Genomic DNA, 12364 nt, shown 5'->3' on the forward strand with positions numbered 1-12364 from the left:
TCCCGCCATAACCCGTGACCCGGTACTGGGCAGCTTTCACCTCCGATACAGTTGTGGAATGCCTTCCTCTCGTCCCGTCCCCGGTCGTCACCGGCGGCTCTCCCCCCGTCCCGTCGGGTGGAGCCTGACCGTGGCCGCACTGTCCACCGTGATGATGACCATCGACATCACGATCGTGCTGGTGGCATTGCCGGCGATCACCGCGGACCTCGGCCTGTCGCTGTCCGGCGCGCAGTGGGTGATCAACGCCTACAGCCTCACCTTCGCCTCGCTGATGCTCGCCGCGGCGGCACTGTCGGACATCATCGGACGTCGCCGCATCTTCCTCATCGGGCATGTGCTGTTCCTCGGGGCGTCGATCGGCTGTATTGTCACCGGCACCGAAGCCGGGATCATCATCTTCCGCGCGCTGCAGGGAGCCGGTGGTGCACTGGTGTTCGGTACTTGTACCCCGCTGCTCGCCGACGCCTTCGACACCAGCGACCCGGACGCAGCGTCCTACAAGGAGAACTCGGCGAAGCGTACCCGCGCCGTCGCGGCGATGATGGGCATGGGCGGCGCGGCGAGCGCTTTTGGGCCGCTGGTCGGCGGTGCGCTGGTGGAGACCGGGACGTGGGAGTGGATCTTCGCGATCAACATCCCGATCGGCATCTTCGTCATCATCGCCACCCTGATCGTGATCCCCGACATTCACGGTGAGCAGAAAATGCTGGCGGCCCGGCAGAGCGAGCGGCAGTGGGCCGGGACGGGCGCTGTGAAGGGTGACAGGAAGGGACTCGGCACCGGTGCGCGGATCTCCGTGGCTGCGATGATCTTCACCATCGTCTCCCTGGTGTTGGTGAACTACGGCATCATCGACGGTCAGGAACAGGGCTGGACCAGCGAGATCATCATCGCCGCGCTGGCTGGCGGTGTGCTGCTGTTCGCCGCGCTGATCCTGTTCGAGCTCTCCAAGCGGGACGCCGCGATGATCGACTTCCGACTTTTCCGCATCCCCGCGTTCGCCACGGTGACGTTCAACGCCTTCGCCTCGCGCATGTTCAGCTTCGGCATGATGCCCTTCATCATCCTGTGGCTCGCCGGGCAGTTGGAACTGTCTGCCCTGGAGATCGGCTACGTCTCCAGCGCCCTGGCGGTGCCGATGGTGATCTTCTCGGCGGTGGGCATGGTGATGACCCGGTGGATCCCGGTCGGTGTGGTGCAGGCCATCGGCATGTTCATCGTGGCCGGTGGTCTGATGCTGGGTCTGCTGATGGACACCGAGTCGGGCTGGGCGGACCTGTTGCCGATGTATCTGGTGCTGGGCACCGGTACCGGCCTGATGCTGCCGCACGTGATGTCGCTGGCGGTGGCGGTGGTGCCCACCGAGCGCACCGGTATGGCGACCGGGCTGGCGAACACCGCCCTGCCGCTGGGTACGGCGTTCGGTGTGGCGGTCTACGGCGCGTACCTGTCGGACCGGGTGAACTCCGGGATCGACGGGATGGCGTTCCCGCCGGGCATGCCTGAGGAGACGGTCGATTCGGTGCGTGACGCGGCCGAGGGCGGGCTGTTCCAGGAGATCGCCGCGGTGTCGCAGGACATCGCGGACGAGACCCTCGGCTTCTTCATCGACGGACTGCACGGCATCTTCATCATTGCCGCGGTGCTGGCGGTGCTCGGTGCCCTGGCGTCGCTGATCTTCATCCGCGGGATGGACGGGACCGGCAAGGCGGCGTCCAAGGTCGCGAAGACTGCTCCTGCTTCAGAGACCGCGGCCGTCACGTCCCCGACTCTCGAGAGCCACTAGGGCGTGTCTCCCAAACGGTAGCGGTCCGACATGTGACCGTGGAGACATGGCCACCAACCGCTTCCAACAGTTCACCGACAGCCAATGGGCCTACATCGAACCGATGCTGCCGTCCTCGGCGGGCAGACGGGGCCGACATTTCCGCAACAACCGCCGAGTCGTCGAGGGCATCATCTACCGGTACCGCACGGGCATAGCCTGTCGTGACCTGCCCGAATGCTTCGGCCCGTGGCAGACAGTGTGGAAACGCCAACGCCGGTATGCCGCCGACGGCACCTGGGACGCCGTGCTCGGGAAGATCCTCGCTGAGGCCGATGCCGCCGGTGACATCGACTGGTCGGTGTCGGTGGACGCCACGATCAACCGTGCCCACCAGCACGCCACGAACACACCCCGGGTCGAGCAGCACACAGGGGGCACGGGCGAATTACACGAAACTGGGGTTCTGCCCGTCTGAGCCAGCAGGTCACGGAATCGGCCGATCACGGGGTGGATTGTCGACCAAGATCGATGTCGGTGTCGACGGGGCCGGCCGACCACTGTCAGTGGTCGTCACCGGTGGGCAACGCAATGACGGGGCGGTGCTGCGTGAGGTCATCGAGGACATTCGTGTGCCACGGGTCGGTGGAGGTAGGCCACGCACCACCCCGGATGCGGTGATCGCTGACCGGGCTTACCCGTCGAGGGGAACCAGGGACTACCTGCGCGGTCGGGGGATCAAGACAGTCATTCCAGAGAAGTCTGACCAGGTTCGCGGCCGGAAGAGCAAGGGCTCTGCCGGTGGCAGGCCGCCGGCGTTCGATGCGCAGGCCTATAAGGGCCGCGATGTGGTCGAGCGGGCGTTCAGCAAGGTCAAGCAGTGGCGAGGGTTGGCGACCCGGTACGACAAGCTGGCGGTGGTGTACCGGGCAGCTGCGGTGCTGTCGACGATTGTTGCCTGGCTGGCCCCTTTAGGAGACACGTCCTAGCCGCGCTTCAGCTCGTCGGAGAGGGCGTGGAACTCCGGGCTGGGGTTGCCGAAGCGGTGCAGCGTCATGGAGACGGCCTGCTCCTTGAGCCAGTAGCGCAGCTCGACGCGTCCGGACACGGTCACGTCATCGTCGAGCAGGCACAACTCCGGGCGGGCAGCCAGCTCGGTCACCGTCTCCGGGGCGAGCGTCCCGATCACGCGGACACGGGCACCGACACCGGTCTCGTCATCGTAGTCACCTGCGGAGAGGGCGGCGGTGAAGGCGTCGTCGTCGGCCAGGAAGGTGTTCAGCTGCGGGAACAGCCGGGCCCCGGTGCGGAGCACGGACCGCGCCTCGTCGGAGGCGGCCGGGTCCACGATCACCCGCAGCGTTGCGCCAGCCTGGTGGGCGGCGAGGAGGACACGGGCGACCTCGACCGCCGGGGCGTCCTTGCTGATACGCATCACGACGTTCGCCGAACGGTAGCGGAAGATGTTCGCCTCCGCGGTCAGCCCGGTGAGGTCGCGCGGGGAGCCGAACTCGGACTCCCAGGCCCGACCGTCGGACTGGCCGGCCTTCGAGAGCCAGGCGGCCTCGGACTCGGACACGGTGGAGGAGGACCGCAGCTCGGCGATGTAGCCGTCGACGGCCGGGGACCCGGTCTCCACCACGGCGGTGGGATCGGTGTCAGCGGCGCCGGCACCCGCGGCGTTGCTCCAGCGGCCCATCAGCATGACGTAGTTCGGGCCACCGGCCTTGGAACCCAGGCCCACCGAGGACTGCTTCCAGCCGCCGAAGGACTGGCGTTGCACGATCGCGCCGGTGATGCCGCGGTTGACGTAGGCGTTGCCGACCTCGATCTCGTCGACCCACTGCCGCACCTCGTGGGTGTCGAGGCTGTGGATACCGCCGGTCAGGCCGAAGTCGGTGGCGTTCTGCAGCTCCAGGGCCTCGTCCAGGTCCTTGGCGCGCATCAGGCCGAGCACCGGTCCGAAGACCTCGGTGAGGTGGAAGAAGGAGCCGGGCTTCACGCCCTCCTTGATTCCGGGGGTCCACAGGCGACCGGAGTCGTCCAGCTGCTTGGGCTTCAGCAGCCAGGACTCGCCGGGCTCCAGGGTGGTCAGGGCACGCTCCAGCTTGTCGGAGGGCAGCTCGGTGAGCGGGCCCATGTCGGCACGCATGTTGGTCGGCCAGTCGACGATCATCGAGGAGGCGGCGTCCAGCAGCTGGCGGCGGAAGCGCTTGGAGTCGTAGACGGAGCCGACGAGGATGCCCAACGATGCCGCGGAGCACTTCTGGCCGGCGTGGCCGAAGGCGGAGTACACCAGGTCGGCCACGGCGAGGTCGCGGTCGGCCGAGGGGGTGACGATGATGCCGTTCTTGCCGGAGGTCTCGGCGTTGATGACCAGCTCGGGACGCCAGGACTCGAACATCGCGGCGGTCTCGGAGGCGCCGGTGAGGATCACGCGGTCGACCGAGGGGTGGCTGACCAGGGTGCGTCCTGCACCGCGGTCGGCGGGGTACACACCGTGCAGCACCTCGCGCGGGACTCCGGCGTCCCAGGCGGCCTCGATGATGGCCATGGAGCAGTGCGGGGTGGGCTTGGAGGGCTTGTGGATCACCGCGGCACCGGCGGCCAGGGCGGCGAAGGTGCCGCCGGCGGGGATGGCCAGCGGGAAGTTCCACGGCGGGGTGACCAGCACGACCTTGTCCGGGCTGAAGCGCACACCGTCAGCCGACTCGATGTCCTCGAGTTCCATCGCGAGGTTGGCGTAGTAGCGGGCGAAGTCGATGGCCTCGGAGATCTCGGCGTCCGACTGCGACACGGCCTTGCCCACCTCGGCGGCGGCGATGGACACCAGGTGGCCGCGGCGGGCGGCGAGGATGTCGGCGGTGCGGTAGAGGATCGCGGCGCGCTCGGCGGCCGGGCGGGCGGCCCAGTCGGCGGCGGCGTTGTGGGTGTCGGCGACGAGGGTGTCGATCTCGTCGTTGCCGATGATACGGGGGCTGAGCTGCGCGTCGATCCAGCCGTCCTGCGCGGAGGTGGCGATGGCGTCGGCGGCCCACTTCTGGTTGGCGGTCAGTGCGGGGTTGGTGTCCGGCTCGTTGACGAAGCCGGGGATGCCGCCGTTCTCGGGGGTGTAGGACGCGGCGAGCTCGTCGGAGGACGGTTCGACCTCGGCGCTTCGGTCCTGCTGGTGGTTGGCTGCCGGGGCGGTGCGGCCGTTGGCCTCGAGGATGGCGGTGAGGTCTTTGAGGGAGGCGCGGAAGCGCTCGGCCTCGCGGGTGAAGATCTCGTTGCCGGGGGCCAGGTCGAAGATGCCGGACATGAAGTTGGCGCTGGCGGAGTTCTCCTCCAGGCGGCGCACCAGGTAGGAGATCGCGGCGTCGAACTCCTGGGGGCGCACGGCGGGGACGTAGAGCAGCAGCTGTCCGACATCGTCACTGACGGCCTCGGCCTGCTCGGTGGCCATGCCCTGCAGCATCTCGAACTCGACCCGGTCGGTGACGCCGCGTTCGACGGAGAGCAGGTGGCCGAAGGCGATGTCGAAGAGGTTGTGGCCGGCGATGCCCAGGCGCAGTCCTCGCATGTTCTCCGGCTGCAGTGCCCAGTGCAGCACCAGCTTGTAGTTGGCGTCGGTGGCCTGCTTGGACTCGCAGGTGGTGACGGGCCAGTCGGCGACCTCGGCGTGGACGGTCTCCATGGCGAGGTTCGCGCCCTTGACCAGGCGGACCTTGATGCCCGCGCCGCCGTTGTCGACACGTTCGTTGCCGAAGGCGGAGAGCTCCTGGAGGGCGCCGAGGGCGTCGGGGAGGTAGGCCTGCAGGACGATGCCGGCCTCGAGGTTCTTGGTCTCCGGGAGGCTCAGCATGCGACGGAAGACGGCGATGGTGAGTTTCAGGTCGTTGTACTCCTCCATGTCCAGGTTGATGAACTTGGAGCCGGCCGGGGCCTTGGCGGCCTCGAGGTACAGCGGGGTGAGGCGGTCGACGACGTAGTCGACGGTGTCGTTGAAGCCCCACATGGACAGCTGGGAGGAGATGGAGGAGACCTTGATCGAGACGTAGTCGACGTCGTCGCGGGCGAGGAGTCGGCGGGTGTCCTCGAGGTGCTTGTCGGCCTCCGTCTCGCCGAGGACGGCTTCGCCGAGGAGGTTGATGTTCAGGCGGTGTCCGCCAGCGGTGAGTTCGGCGACGGCTTTGCCGAACTTGTTCTCGCGGGCGTCGACGATCATGTGGCCGACCATGCCGCGGATGCGCTGCTGGGCGACGGGCACGACGATGTCGGGGAAGGTGGTTCCCAGCTTGGAGCCCATCATGATCTGGGCACGGTCCAGGGCGCCGAGGGTGGCGGGCGTGATGTTGCCGAGTTCGGCGAGGGCTCGGGCGGCGGCCTTGCGGTCCTCGGTGCGCACCACACGGTCGACGAAGCCGACGGTGAAGTCGAGACCGTTGGGGTCGGACAGCACTGCGGCCAGGCGCTCGGCGGCGGGGTTGGCGTGCTTCTTGGCGCCCTTGGTGCCCGCGGCAGACTGGCTGGCCTTCAGCCAGGCGACGACCTTGTCGACAGCGGCCTCGGCCAGTTCGGTGAGATGAGTGGTGTCGGGGGTGCGGTTGTCGGTGATCACGATGGGGTCCTCCTCGGGTGCGCGTAGTCGTAACGTTGTCCGTTGCGTCTCTTGTCCGATCAGTCTGGTTGTGGTCAGTCCGAAGGGGAAAGGGGTGATTCCGGTGACAGGTCTTGTTTGAGTCAGAAATGCTGGGATTGTTCGACAATTGTGGGAGCATGGTGGGCATGACTGACAGCAATCCGACTGGTGACGCAGCGGCAGTCCGGGCTGCGGGCATGCCGGGGGAGTCACCGCTTCCGCGGCGGGGCCGACCACGGATTCAGGACGCTGCGGACGACATCGTCGCCGGCGTGCTCGCCACCGCCGGCCCGAGAGTGGGCGGACGCGACTACTCCTCCCGACGCATCGCGCTGATGACCGGGTTGAGTCAGCCGGTGGTGAGCCGGGCGATGCGCCGGATCCGTTCCGGTGCCGGTCCCGCGGCTGCCGGGGCCGCCGGAGCTGCGGGGAACGCCGGGGTTGCCGAGGGCGCCGCGACCGCCGATGTGCGGCTGCCGGTCGTGGAGCGGGCCGAGCCTGAGAACCCGCGCAACCTCCGGGTCCGGGAGTTCCGGGTGGAGTACCCGCGGCTGACGATCCTGTTCGAGCAGGGTGGACGGGAGGTTCACGGTGAACGGCAGGCCTCGGCACGTCGTGCGGCGGCGGTGATGGCGGTGCTCCGGGTTTCCGGGGTGTCCGGCTGGCCGCAGCGGCAGGCAGCGTTCGACGCCGGGGACGATCCTCTCCCGGCCGGGGTGCTGCGGGTGATCTGGGAGCCCGGCGGGCAGGGGTGGGATGCATTCCTGGCACAGGTTTCTGCGGTACTGGATTCCTGCGCCGCGTCGGTGGACGCCATTCCCGGTGATCTGCTGGCCCGACTGTCCGGTGCGGTGGGACGTGGACTGCACGGGGTGCAGTGGCAGCGTACGGTGCCCCGCACCCGGTCCACCGGGGAGGGGGACGCGGCGTCCGGTACTGCCTCTGGCTCTGCACCTGATACCTCATCCGACGCACGGCGTACCCGGCGAAGCGATGCGGATTTTGACTCGAATTACTTATCCCTGGCGGAGTATCCTCCCCCGACCAACGCCAGGATGGACACAACACCGAGACATTTGCAGAACGAAATCTCGGTCACCGAGCAGATCGCCATTGCCCTGCGCAAGGAGATCATGAACGCCGGCTACCAGGCAGGAGACCGGGTCACGAGCCCCCGGCTCGCCCAACACATGGACATCCCGGTCTCTGCGGTCCGCTCCGCGATGCGGCGCATGGTCGACGACGGTCTGCTCACCACCTCCGGAGGTTCCTTCGCCCTGCCGTTGGTCACCGGCAAGGACATCATCGACCTGTACGCCGCCCGCCTCCAGGTCGGCCGGGTGATCCTGCGGGCCTGCACAGCCCGCTCCCGGCACCACCTGTTGGCCTCCCAACTGGCGCTACGCGGTGTGGTCGCCGCCGCCGAACAGGGCACGGCGGCTGACGTGGACCAGGCGGACCTGCATTTCCAGCAGACCCTGGCCGACGCCAGCGGCCTGCCGCAGTCTTCCCGCATCTTCCACCAGCTCACGCTGCGTCTCCGCATGTTCATCTCGGTGCTGCAGCTGGACTACACCCCGGCGGTGCAGCGCATCGTCAGCGATGACCGCTCCCTCCTCGATGCGCTGATGTCCGGTGAGTCCGGCAAGGAAACTGCGCTGCGGGTGTGGCGCGGCAAGCTCGACAACGCGGTCCGGCACATGGTCTACGTCTCGCCGACCAGGTTCGATCCCGAATTGTGGGAGCAGTTGGTCGGCAAGGTGAAGTAGCACGGCGAAAACGGGGCGTCCGGAAAGTAGGGGGAGTACGGGGGAGTAGGGGGCGTACCGCAGATGCGGTACGCAAGGTGTCTGCGTCTGGGGGACGCGGACAGGTGGGGTCGGGCGGAAGACTCATAGGTGTCACAACCGCAGGGCCGGCAAGACCACACACCGGCCACCACCAGCCAAGGAGAAGAATCATGGCAACCGGAGTCCCGGAACCCACCCAGACCCCCGACGGGCCGGCCTACGAAGGCCGTCTGCTCGACCGCCCCGACGAGGAGGTCGTCGACCAGGGCGTCAGCTTCGACGTCAAGACCCTCATGAGCCGCCGAGTCTTCCTCGGCGTCGGCGCCGCCGGTGTCGGCTCGCTGGCACTGGTCGCCTGCTCGACCGACGGGTCCAGCAGCGCAGCCTCCTCCACCGCCGACAGCACCGCCGCCGCAGCGTCCGGCGACCTGCCGTCCGGCGAGATCCCGGACGAGACCGCCGGCCCGTACCCGGCAGACGGCTCGAACGGGCCGGACATCCTGGAGGAGTCCGGCATCGAACGCAGCGATATCCGCTCCAGCATCGGGGAAGACGACCCGGTCGACGGCGTGCCGCTGGAGTTCACCCTCACCATCACCGACATGGATAATGACGACGCGCCCTTCGAGGGCGTGGCCGTCTACGCCTGGCACTGCGATGCCGAGGGGCGCTACTCCATGTACTCCGAGGGCGTGGAGGACGCCACCTGGCTGCGCGGAGTGCAAGTCGCCGACGCGAACGGCCAGGTCACCTACACCTCCATCGTCCCCGCCAGCTACCCGGGACGCTGGCCGCACATCCACTTCGAGGTCTACCCCGACATCGACTCGATCGACGACGCGGAGAACGCGATCTCCACCTCGCAGCTTGCGCTGCCGGAGGACGTCGTCACCGAGGTCTACGAGCTCGACACCTACGAGGGCTCCACCGAGAACCTCGCGCAGGGCACCCTCGACTCCGACAACGTCTTCGGCGATGACGGTGGGGAGCTGCAGATGGCCACCATGGCCGGTGACAGATCTGTACTCGGCGCCAGACGTGGGTTAATGGTCAGAATGTGTGTCCGGGTTCCGCACTGCGTAGCAGATCACCCCGGCGAAAAGACAGGATAATAGCTCTCGGACAGCTATTCGCCCAGGGTACGTGACAAAACACCACCCGCATGCGTGCCCGACAGCCCTCCCGCCGCAGATGAGCGGGCGAGTATCACCGTGCCATCACCGACGATCCAGTGAAGTCCGCCGGGGTCCAGAGAGTGGGGGGGGGTAGGCCGCGAGTACACCACTGAAGGCCACTGTGTGGATCAGAACAACCACTCTCGATCGAGAATGGTTGTTGTCCCCTCTATGGGAGTGCAGAAAGGCTGGGTCGGCCGGTGACACGCCCGCAGTAGACACACATTCTGACCATTAACCCCCAGAGGTCCAGGAACCGATGAACCCCTTCCCCGCAGGCGGGGAAGGGGTTCTTATATGGAGCCGATGACGGGAATCGAACCCGCGTATTCAGCTTGGGAAGCTGATGTTCTACCATTGAACTACATCGGCAGGGGCGCCGATGAGGTGCTCCGAGAGAGACTCTAACACACCACCGTCAGCGCTCGACGCATCGACCGGTCGATCAGCAACCGGGCAGGTCACGGCCGTAGCAAGCTCACAGGTCGCCTGGCTAAGGTGGATTCGCGATGACACCACTGCGCGCCACCACACAGAACGGCACCCACCCACGCCCCCTCCTCGTCCGCGAGCACTGGACCTCCCTCGACGGTCCCTGGCGCTTCGCCTACGACGACAAGGACGTTGGACGCCGCGAGCATTGGCATGCCCCGGAAAAACCCCACCGGTTCGACCGCGAGATCCTGGTGCCGTTCGTCCCCGAATCTGCAGCCTCCGGCATCGGCGACGCCGGCTACCACCAGGTCGTCTGGTACCGGCGGGAGCTTGAGTTGGATGCAGCGTTGGACGCCGACGCCGCCGCAGCGTCCGACCCTGACCGCCGACTCCTGCTGCACTTCGGTGCCGTCGACCATTCCGCGGACGTTTGGGTCGACGGACAGCACGTCGGCTCGCACCGCGGCGGCCAGACCGCGTTCACACTCGACATCACCGACGCGCTGGATGACGGCACCCACCACAAGCTCGTCGTCCGCGCCGAGGACGACCCCATCCAGAGTGAGTACCCGCGCGGCAAGCAGGACTGGAAGCCTGAACCTCACGGCATCTGGTACCAGCGCAGCACCGGCATCTGGCGCAGCGTCTGGCTGGAGGAGGTTCCGGCCACCCACATCATCGACTCGACCTGGACCTACGATCCCGTGCATGGTCGCGTCGACTTCGAGGTGGAGCTCAGCCGGACGCCACGGGAGGACACCGAGCTGCGGCTGACCCTGCGCTCGGGTGAGGAGATCCTCGGGAGGCTCAGCACAGGAGCGTCCAACGACCTGGTCCGCGGCACCGTCGACCTGCCGACCCTGCGCAACACGCTCCACCGCGAGGCCTACCTGTGGAGCCCGGAGAGCCCGAACCTCGTCGACATCGGACTCGAACTCGTCGTCGCCGATGATGTCACCGACCACGCCGCCACCTACTGCGGACTACGCACCGTCGGCGTCGACCGCGGACACTTCCTGCTCAACGACCACCCCTACTACGTCCGCTCCGTCCTGGAACAGGGCTACTGGACCGACAGCCACTTCACTGCAACGACCGTCGACACCTACCGCGAAGAAGTCGAGGTCATCCGAGAACTCGGATTCAACGCGGTGCGCGTCCACCAGAAGACCGAGGACCCACGCTTCCACTACTGGGCTGACCGCCTCGGGCTGCTGGTGTGGGGTGAGACCGCCTCACCCTACGCCTTCAGCACTCGCGGGGCAGCGGCGCTGACCAGCGAATGGGCGGAGATCGTGAGACAGTACCGCGGCCATCCCTCCATCGTCACCTGGGTTCCGGTCAACGAAAGCTGGGGTGTCACCGACCTCGCCCACGCGCCCGAGCAGCGCTCGCTCGTCGCCGCGCTGGCCGCGCTGACCCGAGCCCTCGATCCGCATCGTCCCGTGGTCGGCAACGACGGCTGGGAACACAGCGGCGGTGACAGCGGCAGCGACATCGTCGGCGTCCACGACTACACCACCGACGCCGCGGCTCTGAGGAAGAACTGGAACGACCCCGCGCGGACGGACGAGCTGCTCCGGTCCTTCGCGCCGAACGGTCGTCGCGTCCTACTGTCGTCGGACACGGGTCGGGACGCCGCACCCGCCGACGCCCCGCTCATGGTCACCGAGTTCGGTGGCATCGCCCACACCGGCGAGGACGGCGAGGACGGCGGAGACGGCGACGCCGGGACCTGGGGGTACGCCACCGTCGGCTCGTCCGAGGCCTACGAGCAACTCCTCAGCGACCTGTTCGCGGCCATCCGCTCCAGCGACCGCCTCGCGGGCTTCTGCTATACGCAGCTCACCGACACACTGCAGGAAGCCAACGGTCTGTTGCGGGCAGATCGTTCACCGAAGCTACCGGTCGAGACCTTACGGCGGATCATCGCCGGGTAGAGTAAGTGCCGTGCTTCTATCCGATCGAGACATCCGCGCCGCACTCGACTCCGGCGACCTCGCCCTGGACCCGTACGACCCCGACCTCGTGCAGCCGTCCAGCATCGACGTGCGCCTCGACCGCTACTTCCGGGTCTTCAACAACTCGAAGTACACCCACATCGACCCGCGCCAGCCGCAGGAGGACCTCACCACGCTGGTCGAGGTCGGCGACGGTTCCGGTGAAGACGATGTCCCGGTCGTGGAGGGTGGGGTCTCCACCGACGCCTTCATCCTGCACCCCGGCGAGTTCGTCCTCGGCTCCACCCTGGAGTTCGTCACCGTGCCGGACAACCTCGCCGCCCGGCTGGAGGGAAAGTCCTCGTTGGGACGCCTCGGTCTGCTGACCCATTCCACTGCCGGCTTCGTCGACCCCGGCTTCAACGGTCACATCACCCTGGAGCTGTCGAATACCGCCAACCTGCCGATCGCCCTGTACCCCGGAATGAAGATCGGCCAGCTCGCGCTGTTCGGGCTGAGCAGTGCCGCCGAATCCCCCTACGGCTCCGGGCCTTTGGGGTCGAAGTACCAGGGGCAGCGCGGACCGACGCCGTCGAAGGCGTACCTGAACTTCCGGCGGTAGTGGCGCCGCTGCG

General features: G+C 67.5%; 8 protein-coding genes and 1 tRNA gene. 7 read left to right on the forward strand and 2 right to left on the reverse strand.

The window, feature by feature from the left end:
- The first annotated feature begins 58 nt into the window (after positions 1–58).
- From ACTXPP_RS11495 to ACTXPP_RS11505, 3 genes are read left to right on the forward strand one after another with little or no spacing between them, the layout of a single operon-like run.
- Positions 59–1789: an MFS transporter gene (locus ACTXPP_RS11495; protein WP_443342195.1), complete on the forward strand. Its 1731-nt coding sequence runs from the start codon at positions 59–61 to the stop codon at positions 1787–1789.
- 46 nt (positions 1790–1835) lie between these two features.
- Positions 1836–2246: a transposase gene (locus ACTXPP_RS11500; protein ID WP_443342196.1), complete on the forward strand. Its 411-nt coding sequence runs from the start codon at positions 1836–1838 to the stop codon at positions 2244–2246.
- Positions 2155–2757: an IS5 family transposase gene (locus tag ACTXPP_RS11505; protein WP_443342197.1), complete on the forward strand. Its 603-nt coding sequence runs from the start codon at positions 2155–2157 to the stop codon at positions 2755–2757. Before ACTXPP_RS11500 ends, ACTXPP_RS11505 begins: the two co-directional genes overlap by 92 nt.
- Here ACTXPP_RS11505 and ACTXPP_RS11510 read toward each other — a convergent pair.
- A complete protein-coding gene (locus tag ACTXPP_RS11510; protein WP_443342198.1) occupies positions 2754–6368 on the reverse strand; it encodes a proline dehydrogenase family protein in 3615 nt (1204 codons plus the stop codon). The two genes, ACTXPP_RS11505 and ACTXPP_RS11510, sit on opposite strands and share 4 nt — an antisense overlap.
- Positions 6369–6535: 167 nt before the next feature.
- Here ACTXPP_RS11510 and ACTXPP_RS11515 point away from each other — a divergent pair, with 167 nt between their 5' ends.
- Both ACTXPP_RS11515 and ACTXPP_RS11520 read left to right on the forward strand, forming a co-directional pair.
- Entirely contained in the window at positions 6536–8158 is a 1623-nt protein-coding gene (locus ACTXPP_RS11515) for a GntR family transcriptional regulator (RefSeq protein ID WP_443342199.1), read from the forward strand.
- A gap of 191 nt (positions 8159–8349) precedes the next feature.
- A complete protein-coding gene (locus tag ACTXPP_RS11520) occupies positions 8350–9291 on the forward strand; it encodes a dioxygenase family protein (protein ID WP_443342200.1) in 942 nt (313 codons plus the stop codon).
- Between the two features lie 361 nt (positions 9292–9652).
- Here ACTXPP_RS11520 and ACTXPP_RS11525 read toward each other — a convergent pair.
- Positions 9653–9726, reverse strand: a tRNA-Gly gene (locus ACTXPP_RS11525).
- Between the two features lie 137 nt (positions 9727–9863).
- On the opposite strand from ACTXPP_RS11525, the gene ACTXPP_RS11530 reads away from it, so the two are divergent.
- A complete protein-coding gene (locus ACTXPP_RS11530; RefSeq protein ID WP_443342201.1) occupies positions 9864–11729 on the forward strand; it encodes a glycoside hydrolase family 2 protein in 1866 nt (621 codons plus the stop codon).
- 10 nt (positions 11730–11739) lie between these two features.
- Complete coding sequence (dcd, locus tag ACTXPP_RS11535; protein WP_301496630.1) at positions 11740–12351, forward strand: dCTP deaminase; 612 nt, start codon at positions 11740–11742, stop codon at positions 12349–12351.
- The last annotated feature ends 13 nt before the right edge of the window (positions 12352–12364 follow it).

The organism is Candidatus Corynebacterium faecigallinarum (assembly GCF_052264515.1).
Taxonomy (GTDB): domain Bacteria; phylum Actinomycetota; class Actinomycetes; order Mycobacteriales; family Mycobacteriaceae; genus Corynebacterium; species Corynebacterium faecigallinarum.

Bases quoted from the DNA above. Each gene is read 5' to 3' on its own strand.
- ACTXPP_RS11495 (WP_443342195.1), top strand. From the start codon at position 59: ATGCCTTCCTCTCGTCCCGTCCCCGGTCGTCACCGGCGGCTCTCCCCC.
- ACTXPP_RS11500 (WP_443342196.1), top strand. From the start codon at position 1,836: ATGGCCACCAACCGCTTCCAACAGTTCACCGACAGCCAATGGGCCTAC.
- ACTXPP_RS11520 (WP_443342200.1), top strand. From the start codon at position 8,350: ATGGCAACCGGAGTCCCGGAACCCACCCAGACCCCCGACGGGCCGGCC.
- ACTXPP_RS11530 (WP_443342201.1), top strand. From the start codon at position 9,864: ATGACACCACTGCGCGCCACCACACAGAACGGCACCCACCCACGCCCC.
- ACTXPP_RS11515 (WP_443342199.1), top strand. From the start codon at position 6,536: ATGACTGACAGCAATCCGACTGGTGACGCAGCGGCAGTCCGGGCTGCG.